Origin of the sequence: Mesorhizobium sp. J428 (assembly GCF_024699925.1) — a bacterium.
In the GTDB taxonomy this organism is placed as follows: domain Bacteria; phylum Pseudomonadota; class Alphaproteobacteria; order Rhizobiales; family Rhizobiaceae; genus Mesorhizobium_A.
In genome coordinates this window covers 3,389,821-3,403,788 of sequence record NZ_JAJOMX010000001.1, presented here as the reverse complement: position 1 = coordinate 3,403,788, position 13,968 = coordinate 3,389,821, and the positions used below count along the sequence as shown (strand labels likewise).

At 64.4% G+C, this 13,968-nt stretch carries 13 protein-coding genes, 1 tRNA gene, 1 pseudogene and 1 riboswitch; of the genes and pseudogenes, 6 read left to right on the top strand and 9 right to left on the bottom strand.

The genetic code is table 11. The features are described 5' to 3' along the window. Nucleotides 1-447 precede the first annotated feature (447 nt). Nucleotides 448-521, bottom strand: a tRNA-Gly gene (locus LRS09_RS17100). Nucleotides 522-650: 129 nt separating this feature from the next. Between LRS09_RS17100 and LRS09_RS17095 the strand changes: the two genes are divergently transcribed. After that, entirely contained in the window at nucleotides 651-1,826 is a 1,176-nt protein-coding gene (locus tag LRS09_RS17095) for a dipeptidase (RefSeq protein WP_257808025.1), read from the top strand. A gap of 100 nt (nucleotides 1,827-1,926) precedes the next feature. Then, entirely contained in the window at nucleotides 1,927-2,718 is a 792-nt protein-coding gene (locus tag LRS09_RS17090) for an ion transporter (protein WP_257808023.1), read from the top strand. Here the strand turns inward: LRS09_RS17090 and LRS09_RS17085 are convergent. After that, entirely contained in the window at nucleotides 2,711-3,796 is a 1,086-nt protein-coding gene (locus LRS09_RS17085; RefSeq protein ID WP_257808022.1) for a 2'-deoxycytidine 5'-triphosphate deaminase, read from the bottom strand. The genes LRS09_RS17090 and LRS09_RS17085 overlap by 8 nt on opposite strands. Nucleotides 3,797-3,923: 127 nt before the next feature. After that, nucleotides 3,924-4,001, top strand: a riboswitch (SAM riboswitch). A 58-nt stretch (nucleotides 4,002-4,059) separates the two neighbouring features. Here LRS09_RS17085 and LRS09_RS17080 point away from each other — a divergent pair. Further along, the gene (locus LRS09_RS17080; RefSeq protein WP_257808021.1) at nucleotides 4,060-5,244 is read left to right on the top strand and encodes an O-succinylhomoserine sulfhydrylase; all 1,185 of its coding nucleotides are present in this window, start codon (nucleotides 4,060-4,062) and stop codon (nucleotides 5,242-5,244) included. Here the strand turns inward: LRS09_RS17080 and LRS09_RS17075 are convergent. Both LRS09_RS17075 and LRS09_RS17070 read right to left on the bottom strand, forming a co-directional pair. Continuing rightward, complete coding sequence (locus LRS09_RS17075; protein WP_257808020.1) at nucleotides 5,241-5,627, bottom strand: RidA family protein; 387 nt, start codon at nucleotides 5,625-5,627, stop codon at nucleotides 5,241-5,243. The two genes, LRS09_RS17080 and LRS09_RS17075, sit on opposite strands and share 4 nt — an antisense overlap. Continuing rightward, on the bottom strand, nucleotides 5,617-6,237 hold the full coding sequence (locus tag LRS09_RS17070) for a CDP-alcohol phosphatidyltransferase family protein (RefSeq protein WP_257808019.1): 621 nt from the start codon (nucleotides 6,235-6,237) through the stop codon (nucleotides 5,617-5,619). Before LRS09_RS17070 ends, LRS09_RS17075 begins: the two co-directional genes overlap by 11 nt. A gap of 79 nt (nucleotides 6,238-6,316) precedes the next feature. On the opposite strand from LRS09_RS17070, the gene apaG reads away from it, so the two are divergent. Further along, nucleotides 6,317-6,709: a Co2+/Mg2+ efflux protein ApaG gene (gene apaG, locus LRS09_RS17065; protein WP_257808018.1), complete on the top strand. Its 393-nt coding sequence runs from the start codon at nucleotides 6,317-6,319 to the stop codon at nucleotides 6,707-6,709. Here the strand turns inward: apaG and LRS09_RS17060 are convergent. From LRS09_RS17060 to LRS09_RS17050, 3 genes are read right to left on the bottom strand one after another with little or no spacing between them, the layout of a single operon-like run. Further along, on the bottom strand, nucleotides 6,702-7,685 hold the full coding sequence (locus tag LRS09_RS17060) for an Hsp33 family molecular chaperone (RefSeq protein ID WP_257808017.1): 984 nt from the start codon (nucleotides 7,683-7,685) through the stop codon (nucleotides 6,702-6,704). The two genes, apaG and LRS09_RS17060, sit on opposite strands and share 8 nt — an antisense overlap. A gap of 4 nt (nucleotides 7,686-7,689) precedes the next feature. Then, nucleotides 7,690-8,613 carry an ornithine carbamoyltransferase gene (gene argF / locus LRS09_RS17055; RefSeq protein ID WP_257808016.1) on the bottom strand — a complete coding sequence of 308 codons (924 nt, stop codon included), beginning with the start codon at nucleotides 8,611-8,613 and terminating at the stop codon, nucleotides 7,690-7,692. A gap of 14 nt (nucleotides 8,614-8,627) precedes the next feature. Further along, nucleotides 8,628-9,821: an aspartate aminotransferase family protein gene (locus LRS09_RS17050; RefSeq protein ID WP_257808015.1), complete on the bottom strand. Its 1,194-nt coding sequence runs from the start codon at nucleotides 9,819-9,821 to the stop codon at nucleotides 8,628-8,630. 400 nt (nucleotides 9,822-10,221) lie between these two features. On the opposite strand from LRS09_RS17050, the gene LRS09_RS17045 reads away from it, so the two are divergent. Further along, nucleotides 10,222-10,755, top strand: a complete 534-nt coding sequence (locus LRS09_RS17045; RefSeq protein WP_085464099.1) for a GcrA family cell cycle regulator — start codon at nucleotides 10,222-10,224, stop codon at nucleotides 10,753-10,755. 71 nt (nucleotides 10,756-10,826) lie between these two features. Here the strand turns inward: LRS09_RS17045 and phoU are convergent, their stop codons facing one another. Together phoU and LRS09_RS17035 are read right to left on the bottom strand one after the other, a co-directional pair. Beyond that, a complete protein-coding gene (phoU, locus tag LRS09_RS17040) occupies nucleotides 10,827-11,549 on the bottom strand; it encodes a phosphate signaling complex protein PhoU (protein ID WP_257808013.1) in 723 nt (240 codons plus the stop codon). Between the two features lie 84 nt (nucleotides 11,550-11,633). Next, nucleotides 11,634-12,887, bottom strand: coding sequence for an ATP-binding protein (locus tag LRS09_RS17035; protein ID WP_257808011.1), 1,254 nt, complete (start codon nucleotides 12,885-12,887; stop codon nucleotides 11,634-11,636). A 136-nt stretch (nucleotides 12,888-13,023) separates the two neighbouring features. Between LRS09_RS17035 and ppk2 the strand changes: the two are divergent. Next, a pseudogene (gene ppk2 / locus LRS09_RS17030) lies at nucleotides 13,024-13,913 on the top strand (polyphosphate kinase 2). Nucleotides 13,914-13,968: the final 55 nt, after the last annotated feature.

The following is a 13,968-nucleotide window of genomic DNA, read 5'->3' as shown; positions in this document are numbered from 1 at the left end:
TCTGCGCGCTGCCCGTCCCAGCCAGCAGCAGCGTGGCTCCAACCGCCAGCGAGGCGATTTTGGCCGCATGCGACAACCTCGTCATCCTATCCTCCAGGATTCAATTTTTGACCGGACGGAAAATACAGTTGCAACACCGGATGGCAAGGAAAATCTTGCAATATATTGGATTTTATCTCAGTCATACGGATTATATTACATAGTATATGTCATATTGTGTGAAATTCGTCACACATATGTCTTATTGTAATTCAATTGCCGAGATATTTTCTTGATGCTTAATATACTCTGTGCCGATTTCTACGTCGCCATAGATTGCATGTTTGCCCTACATACTCTTCGGTGCAATTCGGATTCGTTTTTTCTACTGAATCAAGTAAAGAGGGTCCCCTAGGGAAGGTTTAACCGCCATCGGATTGAAGGCTGGTGGCTCGGCCGGAGAAGCGCTGGAGCGGGTGAAGGGAATCGAACCCTCGTATTCAGCTTGGGAAGCTGCTGCTCTACCATTGAGCTACACCCGCGGCGGCGACAGTCATCCGCGATCCGACGGTGCGCTGTCAAGGCGCTTGTTCCGCTGGCGCCGGATCTCGGTGCTTGACGCATCTCATGCTTGCGCGCACCTGTCGGATGGTCTGCATGAGGGGGAGACAATGCCGCGATTCCTGAAATGGGCCCTTGGGGTCCTGGTTGTCCTGATCGTCGTCGGCCTCGGCATCTTCTTCTTCGTCGCGCCCGCCGAGGTGGAGCGTGCCATGAATGGCGTGATCGAACCGCCACCCTATTCCGTCTCGGAGCGCGCGGCAGAACTCCACAAGACGCTCACGGTCGCGGATCTCCATGCCGATTCGCTGCTGTGGGGCCGCGACCTGCTCGAAAGAGGCATTCGGGCGCAGGTGGATGTGCCGCGGTTGATCGAAGGCAATGTCGCGGTGCAGGCCTTTTCGGTGGTATCGAAGACACCGCGCGGCCTGAACATCGATCACAACGCGCCCGACAGCGACAACATCACGCTTCTCGCCGTCGCGCAGCGTTGGCCGATCAGGACGTGGACCAGCCTGAAGGAACGCGCGCTCTACCAGGCGGAGCGGCTGAAGGAATTCGCGGCGAAATCGGACGGGAAGCTGACGATGATCTACAGCCGCGGTGACCTGGAGCGGTTTCTGGCGCGCCGCAAGGTCGAGCCCGGCATCGTGGCCGGCGTGCTCGCGCTGGAAGGAGCCCAGGTGCTGGAAGGCGATCCGGCCAATGTCGACGTGCTGTTCGACGCCGGTTACCGCATGATGGCGCCAACGCATTTCTTCGACAATGAGATGGCAGGATCGGCACACGGCGTCGCGCGAACGGGGCTGACGGAGGCCGGGCGCGAGATGATCCGCCGCATGGAGGCGAGAGGCATGATCGTCGACGTTGCGCATGGCTCGATGGCACAGATCGACGACGTTCTGGCCATGGCGACCAAGCCGATCGTGGTCTCGCACACCGGCGTGCGCGGCACCTGCGACAACGGCCGTAACCTCACCGACGACCAGGTACGGGCGATCGCCGACAAGGGCGGCCTGATCGGTATCGGTTTCTGGGACGTCGCCGTCTGCGGCACGAGCGCGGACGACATCGCCAGGGCGCAGCTTTATGCGGCCAATCTGGTGGGCGCAGAGAATATCGGGCTCGGGTCCGATTTCGACGGCGCGGTGACGACGCCGTTCGACGCGACGGGCATGGCGAAGATTACCGAGGCGCTGCTGAAGGGCGGCATGTCGCCCGCCGACATCGGCGAGGTGATGGGCGGCAGCCAGGTCCGTTTCCTGCTGGAGACCCTGCCGCAGTAACTCTCCACCGTTTCTACCGCCGCTGTTTAGGGATCGCGCTTGACGGCTTGCGGCGCACGCATCATCTGTCTGCGAGTTTCCAACATTCGCCGGAGCCGCCGTGACCGCCCTCAAGACGCTCATCGAATCGCGCCGCTTCGAAACGCTCATCACCGCCCTGATCTTCATCAACGCGATCACGCTCGGCCTGGAGACCTCGCCCTCGGCAGTGGCAGCGTTCGGCGGGGCGCTGGCCATCGCCGACAGCCTGATCCTCGCCGTCTTCGTGCTCGAACTGCTGGCGCGGTTCGCGGTCTACCGGCTCGACTTCTTCAAGGATCCGTGGCGCATCTTCGACCTTCTGGTCGTCGGCGTGGCGCTTATTCCGGCCACCGGCGGGCTATCGGTGCTGCGCGCGCTGCGCATCCTGCGCGTGCTGAGGCTGATCTCGATCGTCCCGTCCCTCAGGCGTGTCGTCACCGGCTTCATCACGGCGCTGCCCGGCATGGGATCGATCATCCTGCTGCTCGCGCTCGTCTTCTATGTCTTCGCGGTGATGGCGACGAAGCTCTACGGCCAGTCCTTCCCCGACCGGTTCGGCGACATCGGCGCCTCGCTCTACACGCTGTTCCAGGTGATGACGCTGGAGGGTTGGTCGGATGGCGTGGTGCGGCCGGTGATGGAAGTCTATCCGACCGCCTGGCTGTTCTTCATCCCGTTCATCGTCGCGACCTCCTTCACCGTGCTCAACCTGTTCATCGGCGTCATCGTCTCCGCGATGGAGGAAGAGCACGAGGCTGAGGCGAGCGCGGAGCGGGAGGCGCTACAGGAGGATCAAGACGAGATCCTGCGCGAGATCAGGGCGCTGCGCGAGGAGGTGCGTGAGCTCAGGAAGACGGGCAGCGCTACCTGAAGTGCTTCGACAGCTTCAGGCCCTGCGCCTGGTAGTTCGACTTCAGGTCGGTGCCGTAGAGCGCCTTGGGGCGTGACAGCATGTGCTCATAGACGAGGCGGCCGACCACCTGGCCGTGTTCCAGGATGAACGGCACCTCGTGGCTGCGCACCTCCAGCACCGCGCGGCTGCCGGCGCCGCCGGCCGCGGAATGGCCGAAGCCGGGGTCGAAGAAGCCGGCATAATGGACCCGGAATTCGCCCACGAGCGGATCGAAGGGCGTCATCTCGGCGGCGACATCGGGCGGCACGTGGACCGCCTCGCGGCTGACGAGGATGTAGAACTCGTCCGGATCGAGGATCAGGTCGCGGCTGCCGCGGTTGTGGAGCGGCTCCCAGAAGTCGAGGATGTCGTGGGCGGCACGCTTGTCGACGTCGACAAGCGAGGAGTGCCGCTTGCCGCGATAGCCGATCAGCCCGTTCGCGTCGCCTTCGAGATCGATCGAGAGCGCTATGCCCCCGCCGGATATGTTTGGCTCCTCCGAAGCGACGAGCGTCTGCTCGATATGCAGGGCCGCGAGTTCGGCCTCCGACAGAAGGGAATGCCCCTTGCGGAAACGGATCTGCGACAGGCGCGAGCCGGTGCGGGCGACGATCGGAAAGGTGCGCGGGCTCACTTCCATATAGAGCTGACCGGTATAGCCAGCCGGGATCTTGTCGAACTCCTGCGCATGGTCGGCCATGACGCGCGTGAAGATGTCGAGGCGGCCGGTGGAGCTCTTCGGATTGGCCGAGGCGGAGACGTCAGTCGGGAGCGCGAGCTTCTCCAGCAGCGGCACGATGTAGACGCATCCCGTCTCCAGCACCGCGCTCTCGCGCAGGTCGATCTCGTGCAGCTTCAGCCGCGCCAGCTTGTCCTCCACCGTCGCGTGGCGCCCCGGCATGAAGCTCGCGCGTACGCGCCAGGCCGTCTCTCCGAGCCTGAGATCGAGGCTGGCAGGCTGGATCTGGTCGGCGTCGAGCGGGCGGCCGCTCGTCAGCGCGCCGGAGGAAAACAGGGCGGCGATGTCGCGGTCGGGAAGGATGCCGGTCTGACGCAAGGACTCACTCTCTCGAACTCTCTCCGCCCACAGGATCTGCGACGGCAGCCGGGACCGCACGCCCAGGCTCGCCGCGAATCTCTACGGATCAGCCGGATTGACGCAAGTCGGCCACAGGTCTATGAGGCGGTTATCCCGTGGTGATTTGGCCGGTCGGCTTGCAGCCACGTAAAACAAGTCGCTAAAGGACCGTGTGGCCGCAAGGCTCTGTGGACCGGTTGCGACTTCTCGCGGCCGGTTTTTTGTTGTTGGGGTTTTGGGACATGGCGAACAGGAACTGGCGGCCGCAGACGGCTCTCGTGCATGGGGGCACATCGCGCTCGCATCACGGCGAGACCTCCGAGGCGATCTATCTCACGCAGGGCTATGTCTACGAGACGGCCGAGAGCGCCGAAGCCCGTTTCAAGGGCGACGAGCCGGGTTTCATCTATTCGCGTTACGCCAACCCGACCGTCGACATGTTCGAAAAGCGCATGTGTGCGCTGGAAGGCGCCGAGGACGCGCGCGCGACCGCTTCGGGAATGGCGGCCGTCTCGGCGGCATTGCTCTGCTCGGTCAAGGCCGGTGACCATGTCGTGGCGGCACGTGCCCTGTTCGGTTCCTGTCGCTGGGTCATCGAGACTCTGATGCCGAAATATGGCATCGACGCCACACTGGTCGACGGCACGAAGCAGGAGGAATGGGAGAAGGCGGTACGGCCGAATACCAAGCTGTTCTTCCTCGAAAGCCCGACCAATCCGACGCTGGAGGTGGTCGACATCGCGGCTGTGGCCAGGCTCGCCAACTCGATCGGCGCCCGCGTGGTGGTCGACAACGTCTTCGCCACGCCGTTGCAGCAGAAGCCGCTGGAGCTTGGCGCGCATGTGGTCGTCTATTCCGCGACCAAGCATATCGACGGCCAGGGCCGCTGCCTCGGTGGCGTGATCCTTTCGGACAAGGAATGGATCGACAAGAACCTGCACGACTATTTCCGCCACACCGGCCCGTCACTGTCGCCGTTCAACGCCTGGACCCTCCTGAAGGGCCTGGAAACGCTGCCGCTGCGTGTCAGGCAGCAGACGGAAAGCGCCGGTAAGATCTCTGACTGGCTGGCAGATCATTCCGGCATCTCGCGCGTGGTCTATCCCGGGCGCAAGGACCATCCGCAGGCCGACATCATCGCCCGGCAGATGAAGGGCGGCTCGACGCTGATCTGCTTCGACGTGAAGGGCGGCAAGAGCGCGGCGTTCGCCCTCTCCAATGCGTTGGAGATCGTCAAGATCTCCAACAATCTCGGCGACGCCAAGAGCCTGATCACCCACCCGGCGACGACGACGCACAAGAACCTCACCGACGAGGCGCGCGCGGAGCTCGGCATCGGGCCGGGCACTCTGCGCCTCTCGGTCGGCCTGGAGGACACGGACGACCTCATCGAGGATCTCGACCGCGCGCTGAAGGCGGCAGTCTAGGAGACGATCGCGTCGGCTTCGAGCTCGACCAGCCAGTCCGGGTCGACGAAGCCGACGACCTGGACCACGGTGGTGGCGGGCCGGATCTCGGCGAAATACTCGCCGTGCGCCCGCGCCGCTTCGCGCCACTGGGTCATGTCGGTGAGCATGATGCGGGTGCGGATCACGTCGCCACGCGTTCCGCCTGCATCCACGATTGCCTTCTCGATGATTTCGAGGCAGCGGATCGTCTGGCCGTAGACGTCGCCTTTCGCCGCCGTGCCGCCCTCGACGAGGATCGGCGCCGTGCCGGCGACGGCGATGTGCTGCCCGATCCTCACCGCACGGGTGAAGCCGAGGATCGGTTCGAGATAGGAACCTGAGCTGACGGACCTACGATCCATTGGTCTCTCCAAACAGTCGATATGCGAGTATGAGGCGTGAGAGCGTCGTGTGCGCCGTCATCGCTGCGAAACAATAGGCCAGGACGGGGAACGCAACCGGGAACACGCAGAAGGCGACGAAGATGCCGAGCGTCTCCGTTGCTTCTGCCAAACCCGTGGTGAAGAACAGCGATTTCGGCCCTCGTGCGTCGCTGCTCATGCCGCGCCGCTCGGCCATCGCGGCAAAGGCAAGGAAGCTCGCGCCATTGGCGTAGAAGGCGGCGAGCAGGACTGCGCCGGGAACGCCGTTGTTCGCCGGATCGAGGATCACGAAGGCGAGCGGGATCATGCCGTAGAAGGAGAAGTCGAGCACGATGTCGAGATAGCCGCCGAGGTCGGTCCGCCCGGCCCGCTTCGCGACCGCCCCGTCAAGGCCGTCGCACAGGCGGCTGAGAAAGATGAGCACGAGGCCGGCCCAGAGATGGCCGAGGGCGATAGCGGTTGCAGCGCCGGCCCCGATCGCGAAGGCGGAGAGAGTGACCGCGTTCGCCGATATGCCGGCCGCATGCAGCGCGCCGGCAATCGCATCAAGCGCCGGGTCGATGCGTCTGCGCGCCCAACCGTCGAGCATCGGACCTCCTCACCTTCATCGACTGTTGACCGGCGGCAGGCGCTCGGCGACACTTCGAGGGCAACTGCAGGAAACCATCATGTACCGCGCCGTCACGCGCAACATCGAAGTCGAGGTGGAGCCGATCTACATGCCGGACCGCTCCGATCCGGAGCAGAGCCGCTATGTGTGGGCCTACCGGGTGACGATCGCGAACAATTCCGAAGGCTTCGTGCAGTTGCTGACGCGCTACTGGCGAATCATCGATGGCAACGGCAAGGTCGAGGAAGTGCGCGGCCCGGGCGTCGTCGGCGACCAGCCCGAACTCAATCCCGGCGACACCTACCAGTATACGTCGGGCTGCCCGCTCACCACGCCGACCGGCTTCATGGCCGGCCACTACACGATGCGCAATGAGGAAGGCGCGCTGTTCGACGTAACGATCCCAGCCTTTTCGCTGGACCTTCCGGGCGTGATCCGCACCGTCAATTAGACGTGACGAACTCGGCTGGGTCGAACTCGTATTTCTTCGAGCAGAACTCGCAGGAGACCCTGATCTCGCCGTCCTCGATGGAATCGGCGATCTCCTCGGCCGTGAAGCCCTCCAGAATGCCGCGGATGCGCTCGCGCGAGCAGGAGCACTGGTCGAGCACCGGAACTCCTTCGAACACGCGCACACCATGCTCGTGGAAGAGCCGGAAGAGCAGCCGCTCGGACTCGACTGTCGGGTCGAGCAGTTCCGACGCCTCGACCGTCGACAGCAGCGTCACGGCCTCGTGCCATGCTCCATCCGCAATCTCGGAGAAATCCTGGCCCGGATCGCCGTCGCCGCCCGGCAGATCCGGCAGGCGCAACCGCTCCGGGGCCTCGGGCAGGAACTGGATGATCAGGCCACCGGCGCGCCAGCGCTCGTCGGGTCCGTATTCGCTGCGCACGACATGGCGCGCAACCGCGAGGCGCACATCGGTCGGGATCTGTTCCGACTGGCGGAAATAGGTGCGCGCCACCTCGTCCAGCGACTGGCCGGCGAGTTCGACGATGCCTTGGTATCGCTGCATGTATTCGCCCTGGTCGACGGTCATGGCGAGCACGCCCTTGCCGAGCAGGTCCTGCGGCGCGGTCGTGCCCGCGGCGACGAACTCGGCCAAACGGTCCGCGTCGAAGCGAGCATAGGCGCGCATCGCAGACGGCGTGGCAAAATCGACCACCAGCATGTCGACCGGACCGTCGGAGCGGGTCTGGAGGATGAACTTGCCCTCGAACTTCAGCGCCGTGCCGAGCAGCACTGTCAGCACCATCGCCTCGGCCAGCAGCCGCGCCACCGGTTCGGGATAGTCGTGCCGGGCCAAGATGTGGTCGAGCGCCGGCCCGAGCTGCACGATGCGGCCGCGCACGTCGAGCGGAGCGACCTCGAACGGCACGACATGGTCGTCGCCGGCGAAGCCGAACTCGCCAAGTTTCGGTTCCATCACGTCAGACTGCTCCGGAAAGGCACCATGCGAGCACGGCCTTCTGCGCATGCAGGCGGTTCTCCGCCTCGTCGAAGACCACCGAGTTCGGCCCGTCGATCACCTCGTCGGTGACCTCCTCGCCGCGATGCGCCGGCAGGCAGTGCATGAACAGGGCGTCGGATTTCGCCTTCGCCATGAGGTCGGCATTCACCTGGAACGGCAGGAACACGTTGTGGCCGCGGGCGCGGTGCTCCTGGTTCATCGAGACCCAGCAATCGGTGACGACAGCGTCCGCGCCGGCGACCGCCTCCTCCGGCGAATGACCTACTGTCAGCCGGCCACCGTTCTTGCGCGCCCAGTCAACATAGCGCTGTTCGGGCTCGCTGCCCTCGGGCACCGCCATGTTCAGCTTGTAGCCGAAGCGCGCCGAGCCCTCGATCAGCGAATGGAGCACGTTGTTGCCGTCGCCCGACCACGCAATGACGCGATCCTTCACGGCGCCGCGATGCTCCTCGAAGGTCATCACGTCGGCCATGATCTGGCACGGATGGGTGTCGTCGGTCAGTCCGTTGATGACGGGCACCGTCGCATTCTCCGCCAGCTCGGTCATGCGCTCATGCGCGGTGGTGCGGATCATGATGGCGTCGACGTAACGCGACAGCACGCGCGCCGTATCGCCGATCGATTCCGAACGGCCGAGCTGCATCTCGGCGCCCGTGAGCATGATGGTCGAGCCGCCGAGCTGGCGCATGGCGACGTCGAAGGACACGCGGGTGCGGGTCGACGGTTTGTCGAAGATCATCGCCAGCACCTTGCCGGCGAACGGCTGCTCGGCGGTGCCGGCCTTCTGCGCGGCCTTGCGCACTTTGGCGTCGTCGAGGATGCGGCGCAGATCCTCGGCGCTCACCAGCGAGAGGTCGGTGAAATGTCTGGGCTGTATACTCATGAAACTCTCCCGCCTCAGGCGGCGTTGTCGATCGCTGCGGCGAGGTTGGCCGCGGCCGCGCGGATGCGGTCGACCGCGATGCGGATCTCGTCGTCGTCGGCAATCAGAGGCGGCAGGAGACGAACGACATTGTCTCCGGCGGGCGCCGCGAGAAGGTGCTGCCCACGCAGCGCCTTGTTCACGTCGGTGTTCGGCATCCGGCATTTGAGGCCGGCCATGAGGCCGACGCCGCGAATGCCTTCCACCACCTGCGGGAAATCGTCGGCGACAGCTGCCAGGCCCTGCTTCAGCAGCAGGCCCTTGCGGCTCACCTCGTCGAGGAAGCCGTCGGACAGGACAACATCCAGCACGGCATTGCCGACGGCCATGGCCAGCGGATTGCCGCCGAAGGTCGTGCCGTGCGTGCCGGCCGTCATGCCGGAGGCGGCTGCGTCCGTCGCCAGGCATGCGCCCATCGGGAAGCCGCCGCCGATCCCCTTGGCGATCGCCACAATGTCAGGCTCGACATCCGTCCACTGATAGGCGAACAGCTTGCCGGTGCGGCCGACGCCGGTCTGCACCTCGTCGAGGACGAGCAGCAGGCCGTGTTCGTCGCACAGCTTACGCAGCGCAGCGAGGCCGCCCTGCGGCAGTTCGCGGATGCCGCCCTCGCCCTGCAGCGGCTCGATCAGGATCGCCGCCGTCTCCGGTGTAATCGCAGCCTTCACCGCCTCCAGATCGAAGAACGGCACCTGGTCGAAGCCTTCGACCTTGGGACCGAAGCCCTCCATATATTTCTTCTGGCCGCCGGCGGCGATCGTCGCCAGCGTGCGGCCGTGGAAGGCACCTTCGAAGGTGATAATGCGGAAACGTTCGGGATGCCCGTTCGTATAGTGGTAGCGCCGCGCGGTCTTGATCGCGCATTCCAACGCTTCGGCGCCGGAATTGGTGAAGAAGACGCGGTCGGCGAAGCTGTTTGCGACCAAACGTTCCGCAAGCCGCTCCTGGCCCGGAACATTGTAGAGGTTCGAGACGTGCCACAGCTTCCCGGCCTGCTCGGTCAGCGCCGCGACCAGATGCGGATGGCAATGCCCGAGCGAGTTGACCGCGATGCCGCCGGCAAAATCGAGATATCGCTCGCCGCCCGTGGTGGTGAGCCAGCAACCCTCGCCTCGCTCGAAGGCCAAAGGCGCACGTGCAAAGGTCTCGAAGAGGGCTCCACTGTTCATCATCACCATCCGCGGCATTGTGGCCCGGCTTCCTGCGCGGACCTTGTTTTCGCCGAATTCAAACCCCAAATCAAAAAAGCCGCCCGAGGGGCGGCCTGCTGGCGGAATATTGGTTTTTTCGCCCGCGATGTCAATGCAGGGATAGCAGGTGGGCGCGTGCCGTCCGATGCTTTGCCGGTCTATCGACAGGCACCCTGCCCCAAGTTGGGGAAAACCGAAAAATCCGATTCGTGTTGCATCCGGGACTCTTGTCACGGAGTCCAGCGATCGGTAGTTTAAGGACAACAAAATACCAGATTTCGTGCGGCGGACCAATCAATCCGAATAGATGTGGTATTGCCCGGTTTACCGGGTTGCTTTCGGATTCCTGCTCCGCATGACTTCGCGAGGATCGTGATAGATGAACTGGAATGACGAGCGCGTCGAACTTCTCAAGAAGCTTTGGAGCGAGGGCCTGAGCGCCAGCCAGATCGCGGCGAGCCTCGGTGGCGTCAGCCGCAATGCGGTGATCGGCAAGGTCCATCGGCTCAAGCTGTCGAGCCGTGGGCGGGCGACCGCCGCGCCGGCACGGCAAAAGAAGGCGCCAAAGGCTGCCGTGAGCGCCGGCAGTGTGTCCAAGTCTGCAGGCCGCATGTCGAGCCAGACCCGTTCCATGCCCGCTTCGATCGGAGCCACGGCGCTGCAGGTGCAGTTCGACACCGAGGCGGTCGCCCAGACCTATATCCGCCCGGTGCAGAACAACGTCGTCGTGCCGATCTCGCGCCGGCTGCGCCTGGTGGAACTGACCGAGCGCACCTGCAAGTGGCCCAACGGCGATCCCTTGAGCGAGGACTTCTCTTTCTGCGGCAACGAGTCCGCCGAGACGGGCCCTTACTGCAAATATCACGCGAAGCTGGCTTTCCAGCCCGCCGCCGAGCGCCGCCGCAACCGATAGGCGGCCTTGGGCCAACCCAAATGAAGAAAAGGCGGCCATGAGCCGCCTTTCTTACGTTGGATCTGCGCTGCTCAATCGTCCACCAGGTCCTCGAGCATCACCTTGTGGCTCTTGTCCTCCTTCGGGCGCTCGGGCGGCATCTGCTGGCCGGTGACGACGTAGTAGACGGTTTCGGCGATGTTGGTGGCGTGATCGCCGATGCGCTCGATGTTCTTGGCGCAGAACAGGAGATGAGTGCAGGCGGTGATGTTGCGCGGGTCCTCCATCATGTAGGTGAGGAGTTCGCGGAACAGCGAGGTGTACATCGCGTCGATCTGGTCGTCACGGTCGCGGACGAACCGGATACGATCCATCGAGCGCGACGCGTAAGTGTCGAGCACCTCCTTGAGCTGGGTCAGCGCGAGCTCTGCGAGCGCTTCCAGGCCTCGGAACAGGCTGAGCGGCTGCTGCGTCTCGGTCACGGCGACGACCCGTTTGGCGATATTCTTGCCGAGGTCGCCGACGCGTTCGAGGTCGCCCGAGATGCGGATCGCCCCGATGATCTCGCGCAGGTCGTCGGCCATCGGCTGACGCTTCGCGATGACGACGATCGCCTTCTCGTCCACCTCGCGCTGGCCCTCGTCCAGCACCGCGTCGTCCTCGACCACCTTCTTCGCAAGACCGAGGTCGGAGGTAACGAGCGCCTGCACGGCCTGCTCGACCATCCGCTCGGCGTGGCCGCCCATCGCGGCGATCCGGCTTGCCAGATATTTCAGGTCGGAATCATAGGCCCGAACGATGTGCTGCGTTTGCATTGAGCGTCTTCAAACCTCCGACAGGTTGAATCGACACGCTAAAGCATGGCGATGACGGAAAAAAGAAGCCGTCATGTGTTTCATTCAGATGCCGGCGGGCGGGAAATGAACCGTGAAAGTTGCCCCCTCGCCCGGCCGCGACCCGATGGTGAGGCGCGCCCGGTGGCGGGTGAGGATGTGCTTGACGATCGCGAGGCCGAGGCCGGTTCCCTTCTGGCCGCGGCTCGTCTCGACGTCGACGCGGTAGAAGCGCTCCGTCAGGCGCGGAATGTGCTCTTCCGGAATGCCGGGACCGTGGTCGCGCACGGAGATGTCGATGCCGTTCTGCTGCCCGGCGCGGTTGACCGTCACCTCCACCAGCCCGCCGCTGCGGCCATATTTGCAGGCGTTCTCGAGTAGGTTCTCGAACACCTGGATCAGCTCGTCGCGATTGCCCGCCACGGTCAGCGGATCGCCGCCGAGGACCGCGTCGATCCGCACCCCGGACTCCTCCGCCAGCGGATTGAGCGCGTCGATGACGCCCTCGATCAGCGGCTTGAGGTCGACCCGGTCCGAAGGGCTGAGAAAGGGCTTCATCTCCAGCCGCGACAGAGAGAGCAGGTCGTCGATCAGCCGCGCCATGCGCGCGGTCTGCGCCTGCATGATCTGGAGGAACTGCTCGCGCGCCGCAGGATCATTCTTTGCCGGCCCGCGCAGCGTCTCGATGAATCCCGAGATCGAGGCCAGCGGCGTGCGCAGTTCGTGACTCGCATTGGCGATGAAGTCGGCCCGCATGCGGTCGATGCGGCGGATTTCGCTCTGGTCCTTGAAGATCATCACGAAGCGGTCGCCGCCGTCGCCCACGGGTGACACGGTCACCCGGAAGAAGCGCTCCACCGGCACCTTCTCGGAATAGTCGATCGACAGCGGCCGTCCCTGCGCCAGCGCCCTGGCAATCATCTCCTGCATTTCCGGCGCGCGGAAGCGCAGCGACAGCGACGTGCCCGGCGACAGGCCCGCGAAGGCCACCGCGCAGGCGCTGTTGACATGGACGACCGAGCCGCTGCGGTCGAAAATGACCATCGGGTCGCTGACGGCGGCGGCCAGCGCCTCGGCGGTCATCGAGGCCAGCGCCGGCCGATTGGCCTCGGCATCTCGATCCGCCCGGCGCTCGCGCAGACTGCGGCGGGGCGCGAACGCGGTCACCGCGATGACAATGGCGCAGACGGCGGCCGCAAGCCCGTAGCCCGCGCCTCCCTGCGACGCGACGAGAAAGATGCCGGCGATGGAGGCGATGAGGATCCAGCGCGCCGACAGGAGACGGTGCGTCACGTTTTCACCCAGGCCGGAACCTTCCATCTGCCCCTCGGCAAACCCGCGGCCCTCGCGGCCGGCACCCTGTCCATCCTCGACCATCACGGTCCGGCGACAACGCGCTTTACGCGCGTCCCCCTCCCAATAGCATGAGTTGAAACGAGAAAAAGGTGCCCGCAGCATGGCGAAGACCGAGGACCAGCCGTCCGAGAAGGTGAAACTCAAGATCGGCGGCAAGGAGCGCACCTTCGATGTCGGCAATCCGAAGCTGCCGGACTGGGTCGAGAAGAATGCGCTGAAGTCGGGCGGCTATCCCTACGACGACAAGCTGGCAAGCAAGGAATACGACAAGACGGTCGAGACGCTCCAGATAGAGCTCGTGAAGCTGCAGCATTGGCTTCAAGACAAGGGCGAGCGGGTGATGATCGTGTTCGAGGGGCGCGACGCTGCCGGCAAGGGCGGAACGATATTCGTTGTCAGGCAATTCATGAACCCGCGCACCGCGCGCAACGTCGCGCTCACCAAGCCGACAGAGACCGAGCGCGGGCAGTGGTATTATCAACGCTATGTGACACATTTTCCCACGGCCGGTGAATTCGTGACCTTCGACCGCTCTTGGTACATCGCGGCGGTGTCGAGCCGGTCATGGGCTTCTGCACGCCCGAGCAGCACGAGAAGTTCCTCGACGAGACGCCCTATTTCGAAGAGCGCATCTGCAAGGAGGGGATACGCTTCTTCAAGTTCTGGCTCAGCATCGGCCAGGAGATGCAGCTGAAGCGCTTCCACGACCGGCGGCATTCGCCGCTGAAGAACTGGAAGTTCTCGCCGATCGATATCGCCGGCATGAAGCTGTGGGACGAGTATACCAAAGCCCGCGACACGATGCTCAAGCGAACCCACAGCACGCATGCCCCATGGACGATCGTGGCCGCGAACGACAAGCGCCGGGCTCGGGTCGCGGTGATACGGCGCCTCCTCCGCTCGATCCCCTATGCCGGGCGCGACATGGCCGTCATCGGCGCCGAGGATTCGAAGATCATTGGCGACGGCCCGGCGTTCCTCGGATTGTAGCCCGGCCCGATTTTGTCTCGGCGCGGCTAAGCCGGCGCCGCGCATGCGGCGTCTT